The 25,665-nt window shown below is 45.1% G+C and carries 22 protein-coding genes; 15 read left to right on the forward strand and 7 right to left on the reverse strand.

Features of this window, described 5'->3' with window-relative positions:
- Positions 1 to 70 precede the first annotated feature (70 nt).
- The 6 genes from clpP (at position 71) to AB4486_RS13785 (ending at position 7,613) form a co-directional block, all read left to right on the forward strand.
- Positions 71 to 697, forward strand: a complete 627-nt coding sequence (gene clpP, locus AB4486_RS13760; RefSeq protein WP_004736080.1) for an ATP-dependent Clp endopeptidase proteolytic subunit ClpP — start codon at positions 71 to 73, stop codon at positions 695 to 697.
- A gap of 81 nt (positions 698 to 778) precedes the next feature.
- Positions 779 to 2,059: an ATP-dependent protease ATP-binding subunit ClpX gene (gene clpX / locus AB4486_RS13765; RefSeq protein WP_009847283.1), complete on the forward strand. Its 1,281-nt coding sequence runs from the start codon at positions 779 to 781 to the stop codon at positions 2,057 to 2,059.
- A gap of 132 nt (positions 2,060 to 2,191) precedes the next feature.
- Positions 2,192 to 4,543, forward strand: a complete 2,352-nt coding sequence (gene lon, locus AB4486_RS13770) for an endopeptidase La (RefSeq protein ID WP_017060619.1) — start codon at positions 2,192 to 2,194, stop codon at positions 4,541 to 4,543.
- Positions 4,544 to 4,711: 168 nt separating this feature from the next.
- Positions 4,712 to 5,005 carry an HU family DNA-binding protein gene (locus AB4486_RS13775; RefSeq protein WP_012604504.1) on the forward strand — a complete coding sequence of 98 codons (294 nt, stop codon included), beginning with the start codon at positions 4,712 to 4,714 and terminating at the stop codon, positions 5,003 to 5,005.
- A 218-nt stretch (positions 5,006 to 5,223) separates the two neighbouring features.
- Positions 5,224 to 7,089 (forward strand): peptidylprolyl isomerase, encoded by a 1,866-nt coding sequence (gene ppiD / locus AB4486_RS13780; protein WP_017060618.1) that lies wholly within the window; start codon positions 5,224 to 5,226, stop codon positions 7,087 to 7,089.
- A gap of 224 nt (positions 7,090 to 7,313) precedes the next feature.
- Entirely contained in the window at positions 7,314 to 7,613 is a 300-nt protein-coding gene (locus AB4486_RS13785; RefSeq protein WP_017060617.1) for a helix-hairpin-helix domain-containing protein, read from the forward strand.
- Here AB4486_RS13785 and rrtA read toward each other — a convergent pair.
- A complete protein-coding gene (rrtA, locus tag AB4486_RS13790) occupies positions 7,604 to 8,152 on the reverse strand; it encodes a rhombosortase (protein ID WP_017060616.1) in 549 nt (182 codons plus the stop codon). The two genes, AB4486_RS13785 and rrtA, sit on opposite strands and share 10 nt — an antisense overlap.
- Positions 8,153 to 8,161: 9 nt before the next feature.
- Between rrtA and AB4486_RS13795 the strand changes: the two genes are divergently transcribed.
- Positions 8,162 to 8,761, forward strand: coding sequence for a tRNA-uridine aminocarboxypropyltransferase (locus tag AB4486_RS13795; RefSeq protein WP_017060615.1), 600 nt, complete (start codon positions 8,162 to 8,164; stop codon positions 8,759 to 8,761).
- A 26-nt stretch (positions 8,762 to 8,787) separates the two neighbouring features.
- On the opposite strand, the gene AB4486_RS13800 is transcribed toward AB4486_RS13795, so the two are convergent.
- From AB4486_RS13800 to AB4486_RS13810, 3 genes are all read right to left on the reverse strand, one after another.
- Positions 8,788 to 10,131, reverse strand: coding sequence for an anti-phage deoxyguanosine triphosphatase (locus AB4486_RS13800; protein ID WP_017060614.1), 1,344 nt, complete (start codon positions 10,129 to 10,131; stop codon positions 8,788 to 8,790).
- 55 nt (positions 10,132 to 10,186) lie between these two features.
- Entirely contained in the window at positions 10,187 to 10,771 is a 585-nt protein-coding gene (gene yfbR, locus AB4486_RS13805; protein ID WP_017060613.1) for a 5'-deoxynucleotidase, read from the reverse strand.
- A 344-nt stretch (positions 10,772 to 11,115) separates the two neighbouring features.
- Positions 11,116 to 12,348 (reverse strand): pyridoxal phosphate-dependent aminotransferase, encoded by a 1,233-nt coding sequence (locus AB4486_RS13810; RefSeq protein ID WP_017060166.1) that lies wholly within the window; start codon positions 12,346 to 12,348, stop codon positions 11,116 to 11,118.
- Positions 12,349 to 12,644: 296 nt separating this feature from the next.
- Between AB4486_RS13810 and AB4486_RS13815 the strand changes: the two genes are divergently transcribed.
- The 7 genes from AB4486_RS13815 (at position 12,645) to AB4486_RS13845 (ending at position 20,347) form a co-directional block, all read left to right on the forward strand.
- On the forward strand, positions 12,645 to 13,952 hold the full coding sequence (locus AB4486_RS13815; protein ID WP_065583685.1) for an isochorismate synthase MenF: 1,308 nt from the start codon (positions 12,645 to 12,647) through the stop codon (positions 13,950 to 13,952).
- Positions 13,949 to 15,673 carry a 2-succinyl-5-enolpyruvyl-6-hydroxy-3-cyclohexene-1-carboxylic-acid synthase gene (gene menD / locus AB4486_RS13820; RefSeq protein WP_102429109.1) on the forward strand — a complete coding sequence of 575 codons (1,725 nt, stop codon included), beginning with the start codon at positions 13,949 to 13,951 and terminating at the stop codon, positions 15,671 to 15,673. Before AB4486_RS13815 ends, menD begins: the two co-directional genes overlap by 4 nt.
- A gap of 9 nt (positions 15,674 to 15,682) precedes the next feature.
- The gene (gene menH / locus AB4486_RS13825; protein ID WP_017065885.1) at positions 15,683 to 16,480 is read left to right on the forward strand and encodes a 2-succinyl-6-hydroxy-2,4-cyclohexadiene-1-carboxylate synthase; all 798 of its coding nucleotides are present in this window, start codon (positions 15,683 to 15,685) and stop codon (positions 16,478 to 16,480) included.
- Positions 16,481 to 16,585: 105 nt separating this feature from the next.
- Positions 16,586 to 17,452 (forward strand): 1,4-dihydroxy-2-naphthoyl-CoA synthase, encoded by an 867-nt coding sequence (gene menB, locus AB4486_RS13830; protein ID WP_017064079.1) that lies wholly within the window; start codon positions 16,586 to 16,588, stop codon positions 17,450 to 17,452.
- Between the two features lie 75 nt (positions 17,453 to 17,527).
- Positions 17,528 to 18,535: an o-succinylbenzoate synthase gene (gene menC, locus AB4486_RS13835; RefSeq protein ID WP_017060171.1), complete on the forward strand. Its 1,008-nt coding sequence runs from the start codon at positions 17,528 to 17,530 to the stop codon at positions 18,533 to 18,535.
- A gap of 64 nt (positions 18,536 to 18,599) precedes the next feature.
- Positions 18,600 to 20,039: an o-succinylbenzoate--CoA ligase gene (menE, locus tag AB4486_RS13840; protein WP_372117385.1), complete on the forward strand. Its 1,440-nt coding sequence runs from the start codon at positions 18,600 to 18,602 to the stop codon at positions 20,037 to 20,039.
- A gap of 140 nt (positions 20,040 to 20,179) precedes the next feature.
- Complete coding sequence (locus AB4486_RS13845) at positions 20,180 to 20,347, forward strand: hypothetical protein (RefSeq protein ID WP_048664248.1); 168 nt, start codon at positions 20,180 to 20,182, stop codon at positions 20,345 to 20,347.
- Positions 20,348 to 20,480: 133 nt separating this feature from the next.
- Here the strand turns inward: AB4486_RS13845 and AB4486_RS13850 are convergent, their stop codons facing one another.
- The 3 genes from AB4486_RS13850 to AB4486_RS13860 form a co-directional block, all read right to left on the reverse strand.
- Positions 20,481 to 21,401, reverse strand: coding sequence for a YeiH family protein (locus tag AB4486_RS13850; RefSeq protein WP_017060176.1), 921 nt, complete (start codon positions 21,399 to 21,401; stop codon positions 20,481 to 20,483).
- Positions 21,402 to 21,547: 146 nt separating this feature from the next.
- Entirely contained in the window at positions 21,548 to 23,422 is a 1,875-nt protein-coding gene (locus AB4486_RS13855; protein ID WP_372117388.1) for an MFS transporter, read from the reverse strand.
- A 17-nt stretch (positions 23,423 to 23,439) separates the two neighbouring features.
- On the reverse strand, positions 23,440 to 24,030 hold the full coding sequence (locus tag AB4486_RS13860; RefSeq protein WP_372117391.1) for a TetR/AcrR family transcriptional regulator: 591 nt from the start codon (positions 24,028 to 24,030) through the stop codon (positions 23,440 to 23,442).
- A gap of 196 nt (positions 24,031 to 24,226) precedes the next feature.
- Here AB4486_RS13860 and AB4486_RS13865 point away from each other — a divergent pair, with 196 nt between their 5' ends.
- Positions 24,227 to 25,135: a Tim44 domain-containing protein gene (locus tag AB4486_RS13865; RefSeq protein ID WP_017068945.1), complete on the forward strand. Its 909-nt coding sequence runs from the start codon at positions 24,227 to 24,229 to the stop codon at positions 25,133 to 25,135.
- Positions 25,136 to 25,665 lie beyond the last annotated feature (530 nt).

The following is a 25,665-nucleotide window of genomic DNA, read 5'->3' on the forward strand; positions in this document are numbered from 1 at the left end:
TCAACAATTCTGCTAACAATGGTCCGTATGATTTAATCATTCGGGCCATTTATTTTAGGGACATAAGAATATGAGCTACCAAGAAAAAAATACAATGCCATCGATTATGGACGCACTAGTTCCTATGGTGGTTGAACAGACTTCCCGTGGTGAACGTTCTTACGATATTTATTCTCGTCTATTAAAAGAACGTATCATTTTCTTAACAGGTCAAGTGGAAGACCACATGGCAAATCTTGTCGTGGCTCAACTGCTTTTCTTGGAATCAGAAAACCCAGACAAAGATATCTATCTTTACATCAACTCACCTGGCGGTAGCGTAACAGCAGGCATGTCTATCTACGACACAATGCAGTTCATCAAGCCAAACGTGAGCACAGTATGTATGGGTCAAGCTTGCTCTATGGGTGCATTCTTACTAGCGGGTGGTACTCCTGGTAAGCGTCACGTGCTTCCAAACTCACGTGTAATGATTCACCAGCCACTTGGCGGCTTCCAAGGCCAAGCGTCTGATATTCAAATTCACGCGCAAGAGATCCTAACGATCAAACAAAAGCTAAACAAACTATTGGCAGAGCACACTGGTCAGCCTCTAGAAGTTGTTGAGCGCGATACAGATCGTGATAACTTCATGTCTGCTGATCAAGCAGTAGAATACGGCTTGGTGGATTCAGTTCTTAATCACCGCGGTCAATAATTGCAGGGCAATTGTTTAACGCAAAGTGATTCAAATTGATATACACTCAAGCATAGAGAGTTAAGGCTAAGAGGTTAGCGAATGACAGATAAAAGCAAAGAGGGTGGTAGCGGTAAACTGCTTTACTGCTCTTTCTGTGGCAAAAGCCAACACGAAGTTCGCAAGTTAATCGCAGGTCCTTCTGTTTACATTTGTGATGAATGTGTCGATCTTTGTAACGACATTATTCGTGAAGAAATTAAAGATGTTCTTCCTAAGAAAGAATCGGAATCGCTGCCAACGCCGCGTGAGATTCGTGAGCATCTTGACGACTATGTAATCGGTCAAGAATACGCGAAGAAAGTGCTAGCAGTTGCAGTTTATAACCACTACAAGCGTTTACGTAATGGTGATACGACAGCTGAAGGCGTAGAGCTAGGTAAGAGTAACATTCTTCTTATCGGTCCTACTGGTAGTGGTAAAACACTACTGGCTGAAACATTGGCTCGTTTCCTAGACGTTCCTTTCACAATGGCAGACGCAACAACACTAACCGAAGCGGGTTACGTGGGCGAAGATGTTGAAAACATCATCCAGAAGTTGCTTCAGAAATGTGATTACGACGTAGCGAAAGCGGAACGCGGCATTGTTTACATCGATGAAATCGACAAGATTTCTCGTAAAGCTGAAAACCCATCAATCACGCGTGACGTGTCTGGTGAAGGTGTACAGCAAGCTCTACTAAAACTTGTTGAAGGTACAGTAGCTTCAGTTCCACCTCAAGGTGGTCGTAAGCATCCACAGCAAGAGTTCTTGCAAGTGGACACGTCTAAGATCTTATTTATCTGTGGTGGTGCGTTTGCAGGCCTAGATAAAGTGATTGAACAGCGTGTAGAAACAGGTTCAGGTATCGGCTTTGGCGCAGAAGTGCGTTCAAAAGATGAAACCAAAACTATCGGTGAATTGTTCACTCAAGTAGAACCTGAAGATCTAGTGAAATATGGTCTGATTCCAGAATTCATTGGTCGTCTACCTGTGACAACAACACTGACAGAGCTTGATGAAGAAGCGCTAATCCAAATCCTATGTGAGCCAAAGAATGCACTTACAAAACAGTACGCAGCATTATTTGAGCTTGAGGATACAGAGTTAGAATTCCGTGAAGATGCTTTACGTGCCATTGCTAAGAAAGCAATGAACCGTAAAACAGGTGCTCGTGGTCTACGTTCTATTTTGGAGGGTGTTCTACTAGAAACTATGTACGAACTGCCATCTTCAACTGATGTAAGCAAGGTTGTGATTGATGAGTCGGTAATTAATGGTGAGTCAGAACCACTATTAATTTACAGCAACTCAGATAACCAAGCAGCTGTTGCAGAGTAGGTCTTTTTTAGACAAGTCACTCAAATTGAAAAAGGAGGTAAGCAATTACCTCCTTTTTTTTATTCTTCCATTGAATCCAGTCGTTTAAGCCCCATATACTGCTTTATAAGTTAAAGCGGAAGAGAGAAATATATGAACTTGGAACGTTCCGAGCGTATCGAAATCCCCGTGCTACCTCTACGTGATGTAGTGGTTTACCCACACATGGTTATCCCATTGTTTGTTGGTCGTGAAAAATCGATTACTTGCCTTGAATCGGCAATGGAAGCTAACAAACAAGTACTACTTGTAGCGCAGAAAGAAGCGGACACTGATGAGCCTTCAATTGACGACCTATTTAAAGTAGGAACTGTCGCTACCATTCTTCAGTTACTAAAGCTCCCTGATGGTACTGTTAAAGTGCTTGTCGAAGGTCAGCAGCGTGCAAAAATTCACCAATTCAAAGAAAGTGAGTTTTTCTTAGCGGACGCAGAATACGTTGTAACCTCAGAACTTGACGAAAAAGAACAAGAAGTGGTTGTTCGCAGCGCGATCAATCAATTCGAAGGCTTTATTAAGCTGAACAAAAAGATTCCACCAGAAGTTCTAACATCTCTGAACGGTATTGATGAGGCAGCTCGCCTTGCTGATACGATTGCTGCACACATGCCACTTAAACTGGTAGACAAGCAGCACGTTCTAGAAATCTTAGATGTGACTGAACGTCTGGAATTCTTGATGGGCCAAATGGAGTCAGAAATTGACATCTTGCAAGTTGAAAAACGCATTCGTGGCCGCGTTAAGAAGCAAATGGAAAAATCTCAGCGTGAGTACTACCTGAATGAGCAAATGAAAGCGATTCAGAAAGAACTTGGCGAGATGGACGACGCTCCTGATGAATTCGAGACTCTGAAGAAGAAGATCGAAGACTCTAAGATGCCTCAAGAAGCTCGTGAAAAAACCGAGCAAGAACTGCAAAAACTGAAAATGATGTCGCCAATGTCTGCTGAAGCAACAGTAGTACGTAGCTACATTGATTGGATGGTGGGCGTTCCTTGGGCTAAGCGTTCAAAAGTGAAAAAGAATCTAGCGAAAGCGGAAGAGATCTTAAACGAAGACCACTACGGCTTAGAGCGTGTTAAAGAACGTATTCTTGAATACTTGGCAGTACAAAACCGTATCAACAAGCTAAAAGGCCCAATCCTTTGTCTTGTTGGTCCTCCTGGTGTAGGTAAAACCTCGCTAGGTCGTTCGATTGCTGCGGCAACGGGTCGTAAGTACACGCGTATGGCACTTGGTGGCGTTCGTGATGAAGCTGAGATTCGTGGTCACCGTCGTACGTACATCGGTTCACTTCCGGGTAAACTGATCCAGAAGATGTCTAAAGTTGGTGTTAAGAACCCACTGTTCCTATTAGATGAGATCGATAAGATGTCTTCTGATATGCGTGGCGACCCATCTTCAGCACTTCTAGAAGTTCTAGATCCAGAACAAAACAACGCATTTAACGATCACTACCTAGAAGTAGATTACGATCTGTCAGATGTTATGTTCGTGGCAACATCGAACTCGATGGACATTCCTGGGCCTCTACTGGACCGTATGGAAGTGATTCGTCTATCTGGTTACACAGAAGATGAGAAGCTGAACATTGCTAAGAGCCATTTACTGGACAAGCAAGTTCAACGCAACGGTCTTAAGCCTCATGAAATTGAGATTGAAGACTCTGCAATCATCGGCATCATTCGTTACTACACGCGTGAAGCGGGTGTACGTAGCCTAGAGCGTGAAATCTCAAAGATCTGTCGTAAAGCAGTGAAGAACATCTTGCTAGACAGCGATCTTAAGTCTGTAACGGTTAACATTGATAACCTGAAAGAGTACTTAGGTGTTCAACGCCACGACTTCGGTAAAGCGGATGAAAGCAACCGTATCGGTCAAGTAACAGGCCTAGCGTGGACTCAAGTGGGTGGTGATCTACTGACTATCGAGACCGAAGCAATGCCGGGCAAAGGTAAGCTAACGCAAACTGGCTCACTTGGCGACGTGATGAAAGAGTCGATTCAAGCGGCAATGACAGTGGTTCGTTCTCGTGCTGAAAAACTGGGTATCAACTCAGATTTCTACGAAAAACGTGACATTCACGTTCACGTACCAGAAGGTGCTACACCGAAAGATGGCCCGAGTGCGGGTATCGCAATGTGTACTGCACTTGTCTCTAGCTTGACGGGTAACCCGGTTAAAGCAGAGGTCGGTATGACAGGTGAAATTACCCTTCGTGGTGAAGTTTTACCTATCGGTGGCTTGAAAGAAAAACTGCTTGCTGCACACCGTGGCGGCATCAAAACTGTACTGATCCCTAAAGACAATGAGCGTGATTTGGAAGAGATTCCAGACAACGTAATCGCTGACTTGAAGGTGATCCCGGTTCAGTGGATTGATGAAGTACTCAAAGTCGCGCTAGAACGAGATCCGTCAGGGGTCGAGTTTGACGTGAAAAAATAGTGATGCATAGCAAAAATAAGTAAAGAATTACGCTGATAGGCCCGAAAAGGCTTGTCAGCGTTTTTTTTGGACGCTAAGTTATTGATCAAAGCGGCAGCCCTTTTGCAATAAGGCTTGCGGCTAAATTAAAACCAAAATGGAACGTACAGTCATCAGAAGTAGTCACAGATGACACATAGGGGAAAAACAGTGAATAAAACACAACTAGTAGAATCAATCGCAGAAAACGCAGACATCTCTAAAGCTTCAGCTGGCCGCGCTCTAGACGCATTCATCGAAGCAGTTGGCACAACGCTACAATCTGGTGACCAAGTTGCACTTGTTGGCTTTGGTACTTTCAGTGTTCGTACTCGTGCTGCTCGTACAGGTCGTAACCCAAAAACTGGTGAAGAGATCCAAATCGCAGAAGCTAAAGTACCTGGCTTCAAAGCGGGTAAAGCACTTAAAGACGCATGTAACTAATTTTCACTGCTGAAACCTCCATTTAAGAGGGGAAGGCAGTAAAATGCGTTTACTGTTTGAAAAATGATGTTTCATTCTTAAACAGTATGTGTACAAAGCACATTGAACTTATTTAAATTATGCGCATCCTACTGATGCGCATTTCTTTTTCTGATAATATCGCGTGAATAGATTTTTATTTTGAAGCCAATGCTTCATATCCGGAGAGCACTTAAATTATGATGGATCGATTACGCGAAGGCGTGAATAGCATCGCGGTAAAAATTATCCTTGGGTTGATTATCCTGTCATTCGTATTCGCAGGTGTAGGCAGCTACATCACCGGTGGCGGTAACAACGCAGCAGCTAAAGTTGGCAACACAGAAATTGCTCGTGGTGAGTTCGAACAGGCTTACCAAAACGAACGTAATCGTATGCAGTCTCAACTTGGCGATTACTTCGCGCAAATGCTTGCAGACCCTGCTTACGTAGAGTCTTTCCGTAAATCAGTACTTGATCGCATGATCAATGACGTACTGCTTGAGCAGCAAGCTGAGTCTCTAGGCCTACGAATCAGTGATTCTCAAATCCGCACGATGATTCTAGAAATGCCTCAGTTCCAAACGGCGGGTCAATTCGACCAAGAAGTTTACCAATCGGCACTACGTCGTGCAGGTTTCAGCGCAGAGAGCTTCGCTGAATACATGCGTCGTGACCTTATGCGCAACCAGCTTGTGACTGCACTTCAAGGCAGTGAATTCGTTCTTCAGGGCGAAATCGATACTCAGAGCAAGCTTATCGCACAAACTCGTGACATTCGCACAGTGACACTGTCTGTTGCTGACCTTGCAAAAGACATCGAGTTAACTGACGAGCAAATCGAACAGTACTACCAAGAGAACCCAGCAGCTTACACTCGTCCAGAACAAGCTAAGGTATCTTACATTGAGCTTTCTGCTGAAGCGCTTAAGTCTCAGCTTGAAGTAAGCGATGAAGAAGCACAGAAATACTACCAAGAGCACCTAGACAAGTACTCAACGGAAGAGCAACGTAAAGTTAGCCACATCCTAGTTCAAGGCGATGACGAAGCGAAAGCTCAGGCAATCCTAGACGAGCTAAATGCAGGCGCTGATTTTGCTACGCTAGCGGAAGAGAAATCTGACGACTTCGGTAGTGCAGACGTTGGCGGTGACCTAGGTTGGATTGAGCGCGATGTTATGGACCCTGCATTCGAAGACGCGGCTTTCGCTCTTGAGAATATTGGCGATACTACCGGCCTAGTTAAATCTGATTTCGGCTACCACATCATCAAGCTAGACGAACTAAAAGCGTCTCAAGCTCAGCCTTACACTGAAGTAGCGGCAGAGATTAAGACAGAGCTTCTAGACCAACACGCAGTTGATCAGTTCTACGAGCAACAAACTGAGCTAGAAAAAGTAGCGTTTGAATTCCCAGATTCTCTAGATGATTCTGCAGAAGCTATCAACGCGAAGATCACAACGACAGATTTCATCTCTCAAGTTGACGCTCCAGAAGTTCTGATGACGCCTGCAGTTATGCAAGCTATCTTGAGCCCTGAAGTGAAAGAAGACGGTCTAAACTCGGAAGTTATCGAAGTTGCACCTGAGCACGTAATTGTTGTTCGTGTAGAAGAGACTCGTGATGAGACAGTTCTTCCTCTAGCTGAAGTGAAAGATCAAGTTGTCGCTGCACTGTCTGCTGTACAAGCAGAGCAGCAAGCGGTTGAGCTAGGTGTTTCTCTAGTGAACGAACTTGAGCAAGGCAATGAAGCAGTACTAGCGGACAACAACCTTGAGTTCACTGAACTTGAAACGATTGACCGTAACTCGCCATTAGCGGCATCTGTATTCGCTCTAGCGAAACCAGAAGCAGGTCAAGCTGTGTTCGGTCAATCTAAAGACCAAGACGGTAATATCGTTGTTGTTGAGCTTTCTAAAGTAACGGCTGAGATCAACCCAGCCTACAGCACTCAAATTGGTGCACAGTTGGAGCGAGTTGGTAACCAGCAAGACCTGACTAACGTATTAAACGTACTTCGTAAAAACGCAGACGTTGAATACTACGTAGTGGGTCAAGGTCAGTAAGCGTTTGATTACCTCAGTAGCAAGCTCAAGTTAGAGCTTACTACTGAAATCAACACGTGATTGTTAGGCTTTAATTCAGATTTGTGAGCCAACAAACAAGCTGATGAAAATAAGATGTATAACGAAGCGGGTCACTTAGGTGATCCGCTTTATTTTTATCTGGTGATTGTGTTATCTAGCGCGGCAAATGCATAAGTTACGTTTTTTGAACAAAGGAACTATTTATGCGCACGATATATTCAACACTAATTCTTTCATTTCTGATGCTCTTAAGCCCTGCCGTGTTTGCAGACAGCCCAACCAAGGCTGAGCTTTACGAAGGCATTGAGATTACGGTCAACATCAATACCGCGACGGCAGAAGAACTTTCAGCACTATTGGTTGGCGTGGGTGACAAGAAAGCCAAAGAAATCGTCGATTACAGAGATCAGAACGGGGCATTTACTACTGCTGATGATTTGGTGAGTGTCAAAGGGATAGGTGAAGCGACGGTTGAAAAGAACCGCGAAAGAATTCAACTTTGACCCGTTTTTCTACTTGTTAGAAATGAAGCGATAGATATGAAGCCTCCGGCCAATGCACCCGCTAGGTGGGCTTCAATCGCGATACGAGCATTAATCAGTTCACCAGTCGTGCTAGAAGGGCCAATAAGCTGCTCCCAAGCGATTTTAGCGACTAATCCGAATACTAACAGCCAACTAGACTTCCTGCCGTTTAAAGCCTCTCTGAGCGCGAATAAGCCAAACAACCCATGCAAAGTGCCCGATAGGCCAACGTAGATCTGAATACTTGAAAACAACAGAGCGACGCCAGTCACTAAACTGATCACAAGCAAAGCAACAACAAGCTGTTTTTTACTCGGTTGAAACAGGTAGCTGATGATCCACAAGCCTGCTAGATTCATCAGAAGATGCGAGTAGTTGGTATGTGAAAAGTTTCCTGTTAGGATTCGCCACCATTGCCCATCGGCAATCGCATTGCTATCCCAAACGACCCAAGCTTGTATTGGCTCAAATTGGAATAAGACGCATAAAAGTGAAATGAAAATTAAAACAGGGTACACATTAAATCCATGTCTCGTTATTGCCCCCAATGCAGCAAGGCTTTGAAAGCTTGTATTTGTCAGTGGGTTACACCACTCGAATCGAATGTTGAGCTTATCATTCTTCAGCACCCATCAGAAGAGCATCGTCCGATGGGAACAGCGCGTATTCTCTCGTTATCTCTTAATAACAGCGTGACGTTTGTTGGCGAAGACTTTTCAGACAACGAACAACTCAACGCATTGTTGTGCGATGAACAGTATCAACATGTGATTTTATACCCAAGCGAAAACTCTGTTTCAGTTGAGTCGGCGACATCTCCCAATAAGAAGCTGCGTGTGATTTTATTGGATGGCACGTGGAAGAAAGCATTCAAGATGTGGCAAGTATCGAGTAACTTGCATGCGTTGAACACGGTTCATTTACCGAAAGATCTCAAGGGTAATTACCGAATTCGCAAAGCACCCAGTGAAAATAGCCTTTCAACCGTTGAAGCTGGCTATCATTTACTTAGCTTGTTAGAGCGTGATGGCGACTTTAGCCCTTTGCTAACGGCATTTGACCAAATGATTCAGTTTCAAATCAATCAAATGCCGCCGGGCGTGTTTGAGAAAAACTACTTAGATTAAGCCGTTTTAGTAAAGTGAGTCAGGAATTAAAACTCGGTATGAGCTGAGAACAGTTGCTGATGCATTTTCTGCGCAAGATCATCAGTCATCGATGAAATGTAATCGGCTATCACGCGCATTTTTCGAGACTCATCTTGATGTTGTAGCCATTGCTTCTTGATGGGCAGTGGCAGCAAGCGTTCAGGATCTGCGCTGAATGCTTCAAACATATCCATGATGATCTGTTGACCTTTGTATTCGATGACCTGAACCTGTGGCACTTGAATAACGAACTCGCTGACAAAGTGTTTCAGCTTATCGAGTGTGCCGTCCATGCTCGGCTCGAGCACCGCATTGTAAGCCAACAGTACATTCTCAAAGTTAGCCTCCACTCGCTTAATCGAGATACTGGTCAACAGTGCGTTGACTATCCCACCAATCGCATCCTTTCGACGATACTGTTCACCAGAGAAAAGCATCTCTGTAATTGAATCTAGGTGTTCACAAATCCATGGGTCGGCCATCTCTTTCAGTTGAGGGTAAGCCGATTCGACCCACTGAGCTTTGGTCACAGAGCCAAGCACAATCGCATCTTCTAAATCGTGCACGCCATACGCGATGTCGTCAGCAAGTTCCATGATCGAACAATCCAGTGACTTATATTTGGTCTTGTTGTGCTCAAGTGGCTCGGTATGCGTTTTTCTTTTCTGTTTTAGGAGCTGTTGGTCGCTGCTTGAAAGCGGTTCAAGCACCCAGTTAAACAACTCTTCATCATGATCGTAGATGCCTTTTGCTGGCATCCAATCTTTAGCTCGGAGTTGTCGTTGATGCTTAACGGGTTCAGACTGCAATTTAGCTTGAACCTCACTCAGCAGAGAAGGGTACTTAATTAGACCTAACAAAGTGCGTCGAGATAGGTTCATCCCGTGATGTTCAGTGTAAGGTTCTAGCTGTGTGACTATGCGAAACGTTTGAGCGTTGCCCTCAAAGCCGCCGTGGTCGCGCATCATGTAGTTGAGTGCGACTTCGCCGCCATGTCCATAGGGTGGATGACCGATGTCGTGAGCCAAACACAGTGAATCAATCAAACTGTCTGAGGGTAATAGGTCTCGAAATTCGGGCTGCTTTTTCTTCAGTTGAGCGACGATACCGGTGCCAAGCTGAGCGGCCTCAAGAGAGTGGGTAAGGCGCGTTCGGTGAAAGTCGTTGACCGTGGTGCCATGGATCTGGGTTTTCGCTTGTAAGCGACGGAAAGCAGCAGAGTGAAGCACGCGCGCACGGTCACGCTGATACGGGCTGCGGTGGTCATCCCGTCTTATTTTATGTTCATCGTCATTTCGATGCTGCCATTCTTGTTCGAGTACAAAGGGTGGTTCGAGTTGAGAATTCAAAATAGCACCTATCAAATTGATTTTATTTAGCTAATTAAAAACAACTTATACCCAACTAGCTTATCTCGTCTAGTGATAATTCAAAGCTCGGTGCGAATGTGGTGAGAAAGTAGTCCATTTCTGGGCTTTTGCGTTGTTCGAGTGTCTCTTCCAATCGGCGCTTGGCTTGCTCGTATTCATGATTGCCCGCACTGAGCTCTTCCAAGCATTTCAGGTACGCACAGATAGTATCTGCCTGCTTGACGATGCTTTGCTCTTCTTTACTCGCAGTACCAGATATTAAGAAGGGGGCGAAGTCGTCTCTGAACTCTTCTGGCAACATCGAAAGCAGTCTTTGTTCTGCCGCGGCTTCTATCTTCTTATACTCTTGTGCAATATCCGGGTTGTAGTATTTAACTGGCGTTGGCAAATCACCCGTCAGTACCTCACTGGTGTCGTGGTACATGCCAAGCAGAGCAATGTGCTCGGGGTTAAGCTGACCATCAAACTTCTTGTTTTTGATCAGTGCCAAGGCGTGTGCCACGAAAGCAACCTGTAGGCTATGTTCTGAAATGTTCTCGCTTGATACCGAACGCATCAGGGGCCAGCGTTGAATTAGCTTCATGCGTGCGAGATGGGCAAAGAAATGGCTCTGTTTCATAAATGTCCTTATAGTACCAATCGTAGTAAATAACTGGTCATCCTAGCTTGTTAAAAAACTCGATAACTATGTTAGAATTTTTGATTGTAGAATAACTACTTATCGAAGCTGCTTGTCGAAAATAGCTGCCTTGTTCTCAAGCTTTTTCCCTACGCTATTTCTGAACACTTACTTACTGTGATTGGTATAAACAATACTCCACTCGTATCTTGTGTTTGCACAGGGATACGAGACAGCGGATACAAAAAAGGCTCCTAAACAGGAGCCTTTTAAGCATAGAAGTGAATGAATACAAGTTAAAGTCTTTTAAAACAGCAAATTGTAGCCATCTTTCTTTGTGCTCATTAACCTTCGATGAGGTCGTCTTGGCTGTAAGTCTGTAAGAAGCGCTCTAAACGACCAATTGCGATTTCTAGATCTTCGATGTGCGGCAGAGTCACGATACGGAAGTGATCCGGTTTCGGCCAATTGAAGCCCGTACCTTGAACCAATAGCACCTTCTCTTGCTTAAGGAAGTCGAGTACAAACTTCTGATCGTCTTTGATGTTGTACATGTTGGTGTCGATTTTAGGGAACAGGTACATTGCACCTTTCGGTTTCACACAAGAAACGCCAGGGATCTTGTTGATCAGTTCCCATGCACGGTCACGCTGTTCAAGCAGTCGACCGCCTGGAAGAATCAGCTCATTGATACTCTGATAGCCACCGAGTGCGGTTTGGATAGCGTGTTGCATCGGAACGTTGGCACACAAACGCATTGAGGCCAGCATTTCTAGTCCTTCAACGTAGCCTTTCGCTAGGTGTTTAGGGCCTGTTAAGAACATCCAACCACCACGGAAACCACATACACGGTAAGCTTTAGATAGGCCGTTGAACGTGACCATTAATACGTCTTCAGCAAGCGTTGCCACTGAAGTGTGTACCGCACCGTCGTAAAGTACTTTGTCGTAGATTTCATCGGCGAAGATGATCAAACCGTGCTCACGAGCAATCTCAACCACTTGTAATAGGAAATCACGGCTGTATACCGCGCCTGTTGGGTTGTTCGGGTTGATAAGAACGATGCCGCGCGTCTTTGGTGAGATCTTCGCGCGCATGTCGTCTAAATCTGGATACCAATCAGCATCTTCATCACACATGTAGTGAACCGGTGTACCACCAGAAAGCGCAACAGACGCTGTCCATAGTGGGTAATCCGGAGCGGGAACTAAGATTTCATCACCGTTATCCAGTAGCGCTTGCATAGACATAACGATAAGCTCTGATGCGCCGTTACCAATGTAAACGTCTTCTACATCAAGGTTACGTAGGCCTTTTTTCTGGTAGTGCTGAACAACCGCTTTGCGGGCTGAATAGATGCCTTTTGAGTCGCAGTAACCTTGAGATGTCGGTAGGTTACGGATTACGTCAACAAGGATTTCATCAGGGGCGTCAAAACCAAATGGGGCGGGGTTACCAATATTAAGCTTCAGTATTTTATGCCCTTCTTCTTCCATGCGCTTAGCATGTTTGAGTACAGGCCCCCTGATTTCGTAGCATACGCTGTTGAGTTTTGACGACATCCCGATATTTTGCATTGCCGATTTCCTGAAATTAATTTAAATACTTTATTAAAGTACCGCAAAATGGCGTTTGATAGAATAAAAATCTGATGAATGTCGCATTTCAGTGTCACGTTTAGCCTTTTTGTTGTCACTCTTTTCTAAATTTTAATTAATCGCTTTCTTGGTTATTGGCTAAGATGAATAAAGGGGCGGGATCGCTTAAAATCACAGGAATGTTGAAAAGATATAGTACATTCTTGATCTAAGTGGGTACTGCCCATAAAGTATCAAACTAATATAATAATAATTTAGATGTGAACGAGGTCGATTTGTCACATTTCCAGCAAACTATCTCCGCTTTGATTGAGCGAGTACAAAATGCCCAAGCAAGCGAAGTTCGTTGTGTTGAAGTTCTAACGCAAAAACCATCGTTTGCATTTATAGAATGGCTTCATGCTCAACCGCTCTTTCCAAAGTTCTACTGGCAGTCACGCGACACTCGTGAAGAGGTTGTTGCGCTCGGACAGTTACATACGTTTTCAGATCCTGCACCCGCGTACGCTATTCTTGGTGAAGACCAACGAATCTGGGGTGGACGCTCGTTTGATGGGCACACCGCAAAGAACCGTCGCTGCATGGAGTCGTTTTTCTTCCTTCCTCAGGTTGAATTGATCCGCTTTGACAATACTTGGTCGCTGGCGGTTAATTTGTCCCCTGATCGCGTTTCTTCTATTAATGCTTTGAATAAGCTTTCTGTAGAAGCCGCGATATTGGCGCCTTTGTCTGCCCATATTGAACAGATCAATCACGTTCCAGAAAGAGAGCAGTGGGGCAACCTTGTCGATAAAGTGCTGCAAGGCATTAGCGATGAAGAGTACAAAAAAGTCGTTTTAGCACGTAAAACCACACTGCAACTCGATGCGCCTATCTGCGCAGCTCAATTACTTAAAGCCAGCTATCTGCAAAATCACCACAGTTTCCACTTTATGTTGGTGCTGGATTCTAAACACAGTTTCATTGGCTCGACACCAGAGCGCTTATATAGCCGACATGGTACGGAGCTTGATACCGAGGCGCTTGCTGGAACCATTGGTCGCGGAGAGAACGCTACTGAGGATATGGAACTGGCCAACTGGCTTTCTCAAGACAGCAAAAACCTCAATGAGAACCAGTATGTGGTCGACGACATCATTGAGCGTCTCACTCCTCATTCTCAAACGGTCCATGTTGAAAAGGATGCGCGTCTAGTGCGCTTGCGTAAGGTGCAGCATTTGAAGCGCAATATCCATGCTCAGCTCAACAATGGCGTTAATGGTGTGCAGTTGCTTGCTGCCTTACAGCCAACTGCTGCGGTGGCGGGTTTACCTCGTAAAGAGGCGATGGATTTCATTCTTGAACACGAACCGTTTGCACGAGGTTGGTATGCAGGCTCTGTAGGCTATATCAGTCATCAGCGAGCGGAATTCTGCGTGGCGATTCGAAGCGCCTTGATTGTAAACGATCAAGTACAACTGTTTGCTGGCGCGGGGATCGTGCCGGGATCGGTTGCCGAACATGAGTGGCAAGAGCTGAATAAGAAGATGTCGACTCTGCTCAGTCTCATTTCTGATCACCCACCATTAGGTGTGGCGTCATGAATCACGACCAAGCTGTATTAAACAGAGTTTGGTGTAACACATTACTTGAAGAGCTTGCCCGCAGCGGTGTTGAACATGTTTGCATCGCGCCAGGCTCTCGTTCAACACCATTAACACTCGAAGCCGAAGCTAACTCTAAGCTAACCTTACATACGCACTTTGATGAGCGCGGGCTTGGCTTCTTGGCTTTAGGTTTAGCTAAAGCGAGCAACAAACCCGTTGCGGTGGTTGTTACTTCTGGAACTGCCGTAGCTAACCTTCTACCAGCGACCGCTGAATCTGGATTAACGCGAGAAAAGCTAATCTTGTTGACCTCCGATCGACCGATTGATTTAGTCGACTGTGGTGCCAATCAAGCGATTCAGCAGCAGGGTATCTTTTCGTCTCACGTTGAAACGGCACTAAACCTTCCAAGTCCAACGACACAAGTTTCTTTGAATTGGCTTTTGACGTCGGTTGATAACGCACTGGCGAAACAGCGCAGCGTCGGTGGGGCTATTCATATCAACTGTCCGTTCCCAGAACCGCTTTATTCCGCTAATAGCGCCGAGATGTATGCGGATTATACAAAGAGCGTGGCAGCTTGGAGAGCTTCAACCTGCCTTTACTCGAACACTTATTTGCCCAGTCATTTAATCGCTCAGCCTGTCTCAGCAAGTGATTATGTCGCTCGTAAAGGCGCAGTGATTATTGGTTCTATCGAGAATGAAGCCGCAATTAAAGCCAAGCAGTTTGCGACAGCTTTGGGCTGGCCAGTATTCTGTGACCCTCAATCGGGTGTCAGTAGTGACTGGAAACACTATGATTTATGGATGCAAAGTGACGCAGCCAAAGCACAGCTTAGTCAGTGTGATTTTATTATCCAGTTTGGTGAGCGCATCGTATCTAAGCGTCTTAACCAATGGGTAAAAGAACAAGCTGCCACATTTTGTTCATCGCAGTACATCGTTGTTTCACCAGATGCACATCGTATTAATCAAGATCATCTGCCTCAAACTCATATTGTCGCTGATATCGAACATTGGTTATCAGAGCAACATCTACCAACGCTGTTGGGAGAACATGCTGGCTGGGCGGCATCTTTGGCGGAAGTCGCGAATACGGTTCAGCAGTTAGCGTTGGCGCAAATCTCTAATAACGACCAACTGACAGAGTTGAGCGTTGCCGTTGACTTGTCGTCTAGACTTAAGGGCAGAGAGCTTTTTGTGGGAAATAGCTTGATGGTAAGGCTGGTGGATATGCTGTCATCAATCTCTGCGACTCAAGTCTACAGCAACCGCGGTGCATCGGGCATTGATGGCTTGGTGGCGACGGCTGCGGGAGTGATAAAAGCCAACCAGAATCCTTTGATGATGCTGATTGGTGACACCTCTTTGTTGTACGACCTAAATTCGCTGGCGCTACTTACTCACAGCACAACACCAATGGTTATTGTGGTTACCAATAACGATGGTGGGGCAATCTTTGATTTTTTGCCGGTTCCTGAGCAACAAAAACAGTCTCTATATCAAATGCCTCATGGTTTCAATTTTGAACATGCTGCTGCGCAATTCCATCTTGGTTATGCGGCGCCAGAAACCTTGAATTGCTATCAAACGCTCATCGAACAACATTTTGAACAAGGTCAGGGTACCTTGCTCGTAGAAGTTAAGACGCCTCCCGAACAAGCGTCTACTTTGCTGAAGCAATTCAGCTCAATGCTCACCGAGGCATTAGCCTAAGGACTTTACATGCTTTACTCCAATTATTACCCAGCAGTACAAGAATCTTCTGACAAACCTTTGCTTGTTTTTTTACATGGTTTACTCGGAAGCGGGGATGATTGGAGTGCATGCCACCCCTTCCTCGAAGACTTTCCTCGTCTTTGCATAGATTTGCCCGGACACGGACAAAGCCGGTTTATCGACCCTGTAGGCTTTGATCATTGCTGTACCAAGATAGTTCAGTGCATCACATCTCAGCTGGCTCTCAACGATCTTCCTGTCGATTATCCTATCGTGGTGATTGGGTATTCTATGGGGGGAAGGCTTGCCATGTATGGGGTAACAAGCCCTTGCTTCGAAACTCTTAACTTAGAGAAAGTCATCATTGAAGGTGGCAACTTTGGCTTGGAATGTGATGAAGAAAGAGCACAAAGGTTAGTACACGATACGCAATGGGCTGTTCGCTTTGCACAGCAGTCGATTGAAGATGTTTTAGACGATTGGTATCAACAAAGCGTCTTTTCTTCACTAAATCATGAGCAAAGACAAACTTTGGTCATAAAGCGTAGTGGTAACCTTGGAGTATCCGTAGCAAATATGTTGTTATCTACTTCGTTAGCTAAGCAACCGGATTTACGTGCCACATTGAAATCTCATGAGCATTTATTGCATTATGTATGTGGAGAAAAAGATCGTAAATTCATGGAGCTAGCTGAGAATAGTGGCTTTGAATATAGTCAGGTGGATTACGCGGGTCATAATGTTCATTTTGAGCAACCAGAGATGTTTTCAAATCTGATCATCCAATGTATCGCCAGTCGTTGATGAACTGACTGAGCGAACCTCTCGTATCAAGCGCTATAGAAAGCAGAGCAACACCGTCGCGACTCTACGCTAGTCGCGCTCTCTAATAGAACAATGGGAATCATCATGGCTAAAACAGTAGGCATCACAGAAGAAGAACTTTACGCAGCCGTTAACTGGCGCGATGAAAGCAGTCAATATGAAGATATTCAATACCACAAGTCTGATGACGGTATTGCGAAAATCACGATTGCTCGCCCTCAAGTGCACAATGCGTTCCGTCCACAAACCGTAAAAGAGATGATCAATGCACTGGCTGATGCTCGTTATGACGAGAAAGTTGGCGTAATCATTTTGACTGGTCTTGGTGAGAAGGCGTTCTGTTCTGGTGGTGACCAAAGTATTCGTGGTGACTACGGCGGCTACCAAGATGATTCAGGTACACACCACCTGAACGTACTTGATTTCCAACGTCAAATTCGTACTTGTCCAAAACCAGTTATCGCAGCGGTATCGGGTTGGGCAGTCGGTGGCGGTCATGTACTTCACATGATGGCAGACCTTACTATTGCAGCTGAAAACGCGCAGTTCGGTCAGACGGGTCCTAAAGTGGGTTCTTTCGATGGCGGTTGGGGTGCTTCTTACATGGCTCGTATCGTTGGTCAAAAGAAAGCACGTGAAATCTGGTTCTTGTGCCGCTTCTACGATGCACAAGAAGCACTGGACATGGGCCTTGTAAACACCGTTGTTCCTGTTGCTGACCTAGAAAAAGAGACAGTTCGTTGGTGTCGTGAAGTGCTTCAACACAGCCCAATGGCACTGCGTTGCTTGAAAGCGGCACTGAACGCTGACTGTGATGGTCAAGCAGGCTTACAAGAGTTGGCTGGTAACGCAACCATGATGTTCTACATGACAGAGGAAGGCCAAGAAGGCCGCAACGCATTCAACGAGAAACGTCGACCGGACTTCGACAAGTTCCCGCGTAATCCATAGTCTTTCTCCTCTTCAAAATGAGTCGCTAATAGCGGCTCGTTTTGTTTTGATGTTCCCCGTTTTTTAGGAAACTTTATGAACTCAGTGAATTCTCAGCGTCACGCTAAACTTTACCGTTATCAATTACCTATGGATAGTGGTGTGGTTCTTCGTGACAATAAGTTGAACGAACGTGTTGGCTATATCATCCAACTTGAGTGTGATGGTAAAACTGGTTTTGGCGAAGTTGCGCCTTTGCCCGGTTTTAGCCAAGAAGATGCCGAACAAGCTGGCATTCAGCTTCAACACGAATTAGAGCTTTGGAGCCACAATAAGCCTCAAACGCCTTTCGACGAGCTGTATCCTTCTGTCGCGTTTGGCTTTTCAATGGCGATGATGGAATTGCGAGGCGATCTTAACGCTCAAGGTAACTACCAAGCGGCGCCTTTGTGTACAGGCGATCCAGATGAACTGATTCCTGTATTGAATGAGATGGTAGGCGAGAAGGTCGCGAAAGTGAAAGTCGGCCTCTACGAAGCGATTCGCGATGGCATGTTGGTTAGCTTATTCCTTGAGTCGATCCCTGATTTGACTCTAAGACTTGATGCCAACCGTGCGTGGAAGCCAGAGAAAGCGAAGCAATTCATTAAATACATTTCGCCGTCAATGCGCCAGCGTATAAGCTTTATCGAAGAGCCTTGCCAAAAGCCAGAAGACAGTTTGGCCTTTGCCATTGACCATGGTGTGGCGATTGCGTGGGACGAGACACTGCAAGAAGCGGTGCGCAGCCCGGAATTTGATCTTAGCGACCTTACTGGTGTTAAAGCAGTCGTGATCAAGCCAACTCTTATTGGTTCTGTCGAGCGTTGCGTGGCAATCATTGAGCGAGCACAGAAGCTTGGAATGAAACCTGTATTGAGCTCAAGCATTGAGTCGAGCCTAGGTCTGACTCAGATTGCTCGTCTGGCGCAGCAATATTTGCCAAATGAAGTGCCGGGGTTGGATACGATTGGCTTGTTCAAGCAGCAGCTAGAGGTTTCTTGGCCGGGCTGTCAGTTGCCTGTCTCTACGCTTGAAAAGCAACAATTGATTTGGTCTTCTTAGACCGAGCTATTTGAATGGCTATTTAGTTAGCTTAACAAGTTCTTAATCTATTTTTGGTTATCATATGATGCGCCCACAATCTAATCATCCCCCGCTTTGGGTACAGTGGGCGCAGCAAAACCCACTTCAACCAGCGTTAGTGACCACTCACCGCACTTATACTTGGCAGCAAGTGTTTGTGTTGGTTAGTGAGTACCAACAACAGCTATCTCATCAAGGCCTATCTGAAGGTGATGTACTGACGATTGTTGGTAAGAATCAAGCTGAAGTGATCCCTGTTTATCTTGCCGCACTCAATTTGGGTGTGGTTTGTGCGTTTACGATGCCTCAGCCTAGTTTACGCCTGAAGCAAAAGCTCGATTCCTTATATCAAGCAGATCAACAGAGCTACCTTTGGCTCTTGGGCAATAGCGGAATAGAGCAATCAGAGACTGCCGATTTGAATACTCAGTTGGTGACCTTGCCTTGCCTAAGTGAACTGAAGTTTGATGGTGATGATGAGCAGATAACGACACCTCAAGAATCCAATTTCAATCCGCAAAATCTAGCGAGCATCGTATTCACTTCAGGTTCTACCGGAAACCCAAAAGCGGTCGCTCATACACTTGAGCAGCACCTATGCTCTGCGTCAGGGCTGCTTGAGGTGTTTCGTTATCAACAAGGTGACACGTGGTTACTGAGTTTACCTATGTACCATGTGTCGGGGCTGGCGATAGTTCATCGTTGGTTGGCGGCTGGTGGTTGCATCAAAATAGGCACAGGTCAGCTTGAAACCGATATAGAAGAATGCAGTCATGCTTCATTGGTCGCTACTCAACTACATCGATTGTTAAAGAGTAAGCAAGCACTTACTTTAACGCATGTACTTTTGGGTGGTAGTCATATACCAGAAGCACTTGGGCTCGAAGCTCAACAAATGGGCATCGAAACATGGCTTGGATACGGCATGACTGAAGCGGCTTCAACCGTGACCGCGAAGCCCGTTGATGCCGGCAGCACCGCCGGTTTTGTCCTTAACCATCGCCAGCTAAAAATTGAAGAACAACGTATCTTTATTGGTGGCGAGACGCTCGCGTCCGGGTATTACTATCAAGGTAACTTAACGCCATTAGTTGATAAGAGCGGTTGGTTTGATAGCAAAGATCTTGGTGAGTGGCTTGGCGAACAAGTGTCGATTATTGGCCGTGCCGACAACCAGTTTATTTCTGGTGGTGAGAACATTCATTGCGAAGAAATTGAGCGAGTACTTAACCAGCTGCCCGAAGTTAAGCAAGCCTTTATTGTGCCCATAGAAGACAGCGAATTTGGTTTTAGACCAGTAGCTATTGTGGACTGTGATGAAGTTCTAACCAAAGAATGGTTTGCAGAGCAGCTACAAGGAAGCCTAGAGCGATTTAAGTTCCCTATTGAGTATTACCGCATGCCTCAACAAGAACAGTTAGGTATTAAGGTATCGAGAGCGGGATTAGCGCAGTGGTTGTTGCAACACCGGCGCTCTAACTAATTGAGTCGGAGGTTTTTTGTTCACTTGGCCTGCAGTTAGTTAATTTAGCAATTAGATAGTTCAAAACAGAATTTATTATCTTTATAACCATCAATCATAATAAGCCATATAAATAACGGATTATAGAATAAGGTCTTATTATGAAAATTGCCCTCATCATTGCGGTTTTGCTGCAGATAGGCCAAGCGGTTACTTCGTCAGGGTTGACTCGCTCGTTGGCTGAACTCACCGCATTTGTGTTGGTTGTGGTACTCGTTTTAATGAAAAGAGAGAGCAAGAAGAGTGATAAGCCCCTGTTTGATTCGTGATTGTTACAACAAAGAATACCCTTACCACAAACGATAAAGGCAAAGCCCATTGGAGCTTTGCCTTTTTGTTTTGTTGCTCGCTAACTTGAGTGTCTAGTTCACCGAACAAACATCTAAAGCGTTTCTATGCGGGCTAAGCGAGAGTTAACCACGCCAATGAACCCGTTGAGATCATGACCCACATTGTAATACCAAACATCAGTGGTTTCGGCCCTGCCGCTTTTAACTTCTCAACTGAAATACCACAGCCAATTAAGAACAAACACACGACCAGTGCTCGCTTAGACACATCAAAGATTCCTTGATAGACCATCTCAAATTGTGGCAGTAAGTCACTCACCGCGATAGCGGCGCAATAGAAGAAAATGAAGTAGGGAACCGTAATCTTCTTTTGATCGTTCTTGAAGATCATCGCACTAATTAAAGCGATTGGGATGATCCAAAGTGCGCGAGCGAGCTTCAATGTTGTCGCTGTCGTCAGTGCTTCTTCGCCATACGCTGAAGCTGCACCTACTACAGAAGACGTATCGTGAATCGCTATCGCTGCCCAAGTACCAAATGTTTGTTGGCTGAGCTCAAGCGCGTGACCAATCATCGGGAATAAGAATAGAGCAACCGAGTTCAACACGAATACGGTAGCTAATGCCAAGCCAATCTGTTCATCGTCTGCTTTGATCGCGGGTGCCACTGCTGCTATCGCGCTACCACCACAAATCGCGGTACCAGAAGATATAAGATAGCCCGTAGTGCGGTCTAGCCCCATTTGTTTCGCCAAGAACCAACCAATGACTAATGTACCGATAATCGTAGTTACAATGAGCCCAATACCATCGCCTGTTACTGCTAATGCTTTTTCAAACTGAATACCAAAACCCAAGCCAACAATAGAGTAGGCCAGTAGCTTTTTGGTAAGTTTGCCGACTTCCAAGTGTTCAGGGACTAATCCTAAACTAGCAAGCAGGAAACCGATAACCAGGGCTGTCGGTGAGCTAACCCAAGGCGTTAAGCAAAACAGTGCAGCAAGATAAAATGGAACGGACTTTTTTAGGTTCATTGTATTTAGAGTCTTGTTTTGTTGTGGCGTTATTGTGATGAGACCACTATACGTTCAATAAAATGATAAGTAAGTCTAAATGAATTGAACAAACGTTAAGGAAAACTTAACGCTTGTTCAACTGATATGAATAAAGGGCTGGTTAACTAGCGTAATGATCCGCGAAGGTCAGAGACTGACTGTCGAAGCGTTTCACAAGAGGCTTGTTTAGGTGAAATCGGCTCGCCAGCTTCTATCTCTAGCTTAGTCCAGAAGCGAGTGGGTAACCCTTTGCAGGCACGGCCTTTGTAACGACTAAAGTAGCTACCCCATAATCCTTTAAGAGCCATAGGAATCACTGGGACAGGGGAACGTTTGATGATCAGCTCCATACCACGCATGAACTCAGCCATTTCGCCATCAGAGGTGAGCTTTCCTTCTGGGAAAATACACACGATGTGACCTTCATGCAGGGCACGCTCTACTTCTTTGAAAGCGTTTCGAATCGAGTTGCGGTTGGTCGCGGAGATTGGAATCACCCCAGCTCTTTTCAAGAAGCGTCGAATTGGCGGCAACTTGGTGTAATCCTCTTCCATCACAAAACGGATCAAGCGAGGGCAAACCGCACTCAGCAGCAGTGCATCCATATAACTCACATGGTTGCAGACAATCAACGCACCGCCCTTTTCTGGCAGGTGATGTAAGTTCTTATGTTTAACTCTGTACATGGTGTGAGTGACCACCCACGTAAAGAAGCGGAAAGCGTAGATAGGCACCTGATAAAACAGGTACAGCATCACCAAAGTGTTGCCCACTGCGAGCAAGATAAACAGCTGCGGAATTGAAAGATCTAGAACACTAAGGCAAACAATACCTAATACCGCACTTCCCACCATGAACAGTGAGTTGTAGATATTGAGCCCGGCAATCACTTGGGCACGCTCGTCGGGCTTGGCACGTAACTGCATCAGTGAATACAGAGGAACAATAAAGACACCGCCAGAGATACCCAGAAGCAGAAGGTAAGCAAACAGTGGCCACAGCTCTGAGTAGGTTACGAATTGATGGAAAGAACTAAAGTCAGGCAAAGACTCCGGGATGGATATCGCCATCAGAAGACCGAAGATCGAGATACCTAAGCTGCCCATTGGCACGATGCCGATTTCAATTCGGTGATTAGATAACTTATCACAAGCTAAAGAGCCGATTGCAATGCCTACCGAGAATAGTGCCAGTAAAAAGGCGACGGAACTTTCAGTGCCGTTTAGATGCAGTTTAGTGAAGTTGGGAAACTGAGTTAGGTAAGCCGCACCAAGGAACCAGAACCAGCTGATAGACATCAGAGCTTGAAAGGTCGGGCGATCTTTTTTTGCAATCGCCAGTGTTGCGCGGGTCAGTTTTACAGGTTGCCACTTTACTTTAAGATCTGGTGCATTACTTGGCGCATGTGGGATAAAGCAGCTTGATGCATAGCCAAGCACGGCGAACGAAACAATACACACCGCAGCAATGAGCTTCGCGCCTTCTTCAGATGCAATGATGCCTGCGCCTAGAGTACCAATCAGGATCGCTAAGAATGTACCTGTCTCGACGAGAGCGTTACCAGATACCAGTTCTTTTGTTTCTAACTGCTGTGGAAGCAGGGCGTATTTCACCGGACCAAAGAAAGCACTCTGCGTTCCCATAAGGAACAGGAGCAGAAGTAATATCCCGTAGCTTTCGTAGATGAATCCGATCGCACCCAGTGACATGATCACTACTTCGAGGAGCTTAACTTTACGGATAAACCACGATTTTTCGTATTTGTCGGCCAGTACACCTGCTAAAGCTGAAAATAGGAAGAAGGGCAGAATAAAAAGGCCTGCGGCCAAATTAATGAATAGATTGGTGGAAATAGGCAGCGTGTCTACGCTTGCGAAAGCAACAAACAGTAACAGGACATTTTTGAATATGTTGTCGTTAAAGGCTCCTAGAAATTGGGTAATAAAGTAGGGTAGGAACCTTTTTTGCGTTAACAGCGAAGATTGGCTGCTGTTGTTCATTGTCTTTCCTTGGATGATTACCAGTTGGTTAAGTAGTTTGAGACTAGGTTATTGATCAGCTCTTTACCATCAATAGGCTCAGAGGCGAAAAATTTATCATCAACGCTAAGTAGAGTAATTCCGTGTACTCCAGACCATAATACACGGCTGGCTTTAACGACTTCGCTTTTCGTATGCTCAGGAGCAATCTCTACTAGCAACTGCTCTAGCATGCCTGTCATTCTATCGATGCGGTTCGATTGCCATTCAGGAAGGTTTTCACCGTTCATGTTGTGCTCAAAGATAAGTTGCCAACGGTGAGGGTGTCTCTGTGCAAAATCGTGGTAGCAGTAGGCAAGGTTGAATAGAGCTTGTTGAGGGTTGCTCGATTGTTCAACAGCTGCAGCGGATTCTGACGCCAGTTCATCTAATGTTTGAGCGACCACATGCAAAAGCAGTAGGTTGTAGTTACCAAATACATTTACTAAGGTACTTGGAACGTAACCAATCATATTGGCGATTTTACGTAGACTTAGCTCGTGATAAGAGTGCTCTTCTAAGAAGTCGGTTACCGTTTTTAAGGTTAATTGCACTAATTGTTCGCGAGTATGATCGTTTCGTCTTGCCATGGGTACTTTCTATTAAATGAACATCGTTCAATATTTTAATGCTGCCCTTGAGTGCCGTCAATCCCTTCGCTAGTTTAGTAATCAATTAATAGCCGCAATATTATGATACATGTGTAAACACGGTGAATATTTCATTGTTCTTTGTTAACGAGTATGATTAATGTGTCGAAAGATAAAAAACCTATAAAGGATAATAATGAAACGATTTTTCTCACTAGTCGCGATCCTGTTGGTAACAGTCGCGGTGACGCCAATCGCGGAAGCGAAAAAGTTTGGTGGTGGTAAGTCATTTGGCAAAAGCTTTAAAACGGCTCCAGCACCAAAACAACAAAACACGAATTCGATCCGTCAAGATCAAACAGGTAAGAACACAGCAGCTAACTCTAGCAAGAAAGGCCTTATGGGCGGTCTGCTAGGTGGTTTACTTGCTGGTGGTCTTTTAGCTGCATTCTTTGGTGGCGCATTTGAAGGTATCCAGTTCATGGATATTCTGATTATGGGTCTGATTGCTTTCCTAGCGTTTAAATTCCTACGCGGAATGTTGGGCGCGAAGCAGGGCTCAATGAATCAGCAGAATGCACGTGGCCAACAGCCAGCATTCGGCGGCATGGGTCAGAACAAGTTTGAACAACCTAAGCAACAACCAAATGTTCATAACTTCGAGCAAACACAACCTCAATCACAAGGCGCTGCTGGTGGTTTCGGTTTTGGTGCACAAAGCGATGTTCCACATAACTACCCACCGGGCTTTGATCAAGCGGCATTCATCAATGGTTCTCGTGAGCACTACCGTACACTGCAAGGTGCATGGAATCACAACGAGCTAAACACGATTGAAGAATACGTATCTCCAAGCCTATTTGAAGACCTAAAAGCTGAGCGTAATAAGCTAGACGGTGATCAGCACACAGACGTAATGTACGTTGATGCTGAAATCGTTCGCGCAGACCACGATGGTAGCAAAGCACAGCTAAGCCTTCAGTTTAGCGGTCGTTACCGTGACACAGCGGATGGCGTTGAAGAAGATATCACTGATATCTGGCATCTAGAGCGTGACCTAACAACTAACAATGCACCTTGGTTAATTGTTGGTATTCAAGGTTAATTCCAGGATTTAACTCAACATCAATAGGATGTAGTTATTCGGAATAACACCAAATAATAGAAAGCCCCTGCTGAGAAATCAGCAGGGGCTTTTTTGCGTCTAATGATATGTATCTTAGTTAAAGATTGGATTAACCTGAGACTAACTAACTAACTAACTAACTAACTAACTAACTGATTTTATTTGGATGTAATGAGTAATGACAAAGTTCTTTGAACCCGTATTGGAGCCTGAGGTTACTTTGCAGCAGAAACAGATAATTGCGAACGAATGCGAAGAACATGTATCGACCCATTGTTTAGGCTGCGCTGCTTATCTGGTTTGTGAGCGTCATGCTGAAGTATGACGCTCACTGATGTTTGAATGATTTAGCTCGATTAGTTATTTGTAGTAGCGGGTTAGTGTTTAGGAAGTTGAGGGTTGTTTTAGAAGACACGTTTAGTAAGAGATAAAGCTCAGAAACGAAAAAAGCCAACTCAATGAGTTGGCTTTTCGATTTTCCAATTAAGGAGAATATGGTGGAGGGAGAC

This window comes from Vibrio sp. 10N.222.55.C6, from assembly GCF_041473395.1.
Taxonomy (GTDB): Bacteria; Pseudomonadota; Gammaproteobacteria; order Enterobacterales; family Vibrionaceae; genus Vibrio; species Vibrio crassostreae_C.

What these genes read in the sequence shown, in the direction of transcription:
- clpP (WP_004736080.1), top strand. Translation starts at nt 71, where the DNA reads ATGAGCTACCAAGAAAAAAATACAATGCCATCGATTATGGACGCACTA.
- clpX (WP_009847283.1), top strand. Translation starts at nt 779, where the DNA reads ATGACAGATAAAAGCAAAGAGGGTGGTAGCGGTAAACTGCTTTACTGC.
- lon (WP_017060619.1), top strand. Translation starts at nt 2,192, where the DNA reads ATGAACTTGGAACGTTCCGAGCGTATCGAAATCCCCGTGCTACCTCTA.
- AB4486_RS13775 (WP_012604504.1), top strand. Translation starts at nt 4,712, where the DNA reads ATGACACATAGGGGAAAAACAGTGAATAAAACACAACTAGTAGAATCA.
- ppiD (WP_017060618.1), top strand. Translation starts at nt 5,224, where the DNA reads ATGATGGATCGATTACGCGAAGGCGTGAATAGCATCGCGGTAAAAATT.
- AB4486_RS13785 (WP_017060617.1), top strand. Translation starts at nt 7,314, where the DNA reads ATGCGCACGATATATTCAACACTAATTCTTTCATTTCTGATGCTCTTA.
- AB4486_RS13795 (WP_017060615.1), top strand. Translation starts at nt 8,162, where the DNA reads ATGTCTCGTTATTGCCCCCAATGCAGCAAGGCTTTGAAAGCTTGTATT.
- yfbR (WP_017060613.1), bottom strand. Translation starts at nt 10,771, where the DNA reads ATGAAACAGAGCCATTTCTTTGCCCATCTCGCACGCATGAAGCTAATT.
- AB4486_RS13810 (WP_017060166.1), bottom strand. Translation starts at nt 12,348, where the DNA reads ATGCAAAATATCGGGATGTCGTCAAAACTCAACAGCGTATGCTACGAA.
- menD (WP_102429109.1), top strand. Translation starts at nt 13,949, where the DNA reads ATGAATCACGACCAAGCTGTATTAAACAGAGTTTGGTGTAACACATTA.
- menH (WP_017065885.1), top strand. Translation starts at nt 15,683, where the DNA reads ATGCTTTACTCCAATTATTACCCAGCAGTACAAGAATCTTCTGACAAA.
- menB (WP_017064079.1), top strand. Translation starts at nt 16,586, where the DNA reads ATGGCTAAAACAGTAGGCATCACAGAAGAAGAACTTTACGCAGCCGTT.
- menC (WP_017060171.1), top strand. Translation starts at nt 17,528, where the DNA reads ATGAACTCAGTGAATTCTCAGCGTCACGCTAAACTTTACCGTTATCAA.
- menE (WP_372117385.1), top strand. Translation starts at nt 18,600, where the DNA reads ATGATGCGCCCACAATCTAATCATCCCCCGCTTTGGGTACAGTGGGCG.
- AB4486_RS13845 (WP_048664248.1), top strand. Translation starts at nt 20,180, where the DNA reads ATGAAAATTGCCCTCATCATTGCGGTTTTGCTGCAGATAGGCCAAGCG.
- AB4486_RS13850 (WP_017060176.1), bottom strand. Translation starts at nt 21,401, where the DNA reads ATGAACCTAAAAAAGTCCGTTCCATTTTATCTTGCTGCACTGTTTTGC.
- AB4486_RS13855 (WP_372117388.1), bottom strand. Translation starts at nt 23,422, where the DNA reads ATGAACAACAGCAGCCAATCTTCGCTGTTAACGCAAAAAAGGTTCCTA.
- AB4486_RS13860 (WP_372117391.1), bottom strand. Translation starts at nt 24,030, where the DNA reads ATGGCAAGACGAAACGATCATACTCGCGAACAATTAGTGCAATTAACC.
- AB4486_RS13865 (WP_017068945.1), top strand. Translation starts at nt 24,227, where the DNA reads ATGAAACGATTTTTCTCACTAGTCGCGATCCTGTTGGTAACAGTCGCG.